The organism is Ensifer sp. ENS02, assembly GCF_014851885.1.
In the GTDB taxonomy this organism is placed as follows: Bacteria; Pseudomonadota; Alphaproteobacteria; order Rhizobiales; family Rhizobiaceae; genus Ensifer; species Ensifer adhaerens.
This window is the reverse complement of record NZ_JACVAO010000063.1, coordinates 1-745: the sequence shown is the minus strand read 5'-3', so window position 1 is coordinate 745 and position 745 is coordinate 1. Positions and strand designations below refer to the sequence as shown.

Annotated in this window: 1 protein-coding gene; it reads left to right on the top strand. The window is 65.5% G+C overall.

What is annotated here, in order from left to right; translation table 11 throughout:
- A partial coding sequence (locus IB262_RS35435; RefSeq protein ID WP_210337880.1) for a VCBS domain-containing protein occupies positions 1-745 on the top strand: 745 nt, incomplete at both ends.

Genomic DNA, 745 nt, shown 5'->3' with positions numbered 1-745 from the left:
CCGCCAGCTTCAAGGCGAACGGCAACGGCTATCTCGGCACCTTCGCGCTCGACCCGCTGAACCAGGCAACCGATCAGGTCGGCTGGAGCTTCAAGGTTGCCGACAGCGTGCTCGACTCGCTGCAGGCGGGCCAGAAGCTGACGCAGACCTATGACGTCACCGTCGACGACGGCAAGGGCGGTACGGCGACGCAAACCGTGACGATCACGATCACCGGCACCAACGATGCCCCGGTGATCACGTCCGGTTGGCAGCTCGGCGGCGTGGTGGAGCGCTTTGACGGCTTTCCGGGCGAGAACACGGTCACGCACACGCAGGACGGCACGATCGGCTTTCGCGACGTCGATACGCTCGACACGCACACGGCGAGCTTCACGGCGGGCGGTAACGGCTATCTCGGTACCTTCTCGCTCGATCCTCTGAACCAGGCAACCGACAAGCTTGGCTGGAACTTCCAGGTTGCCGACAGCGTGCTCGACTCGCTGCAGGCCGGCCAGATCCTGGTGCAGACCTACGACGTCACCGTCGATGACGGCCACGGCGGCACGGCGACGCAGACGGTCACGATCGTGATCGCCGGCACCAACGACGCCCCGGTGATCACCTCGGGTGTGCAGAGCGGTGCGGTGACGGAGATCGCCGACAAGGCGACGGGCGAGAATACGGTGACGCACACGCAGGACGGCGCGGTGACGTTTACCGACGTCGATACGCTCGACACCCACAGCGCCAGCTTCTTGCCGCA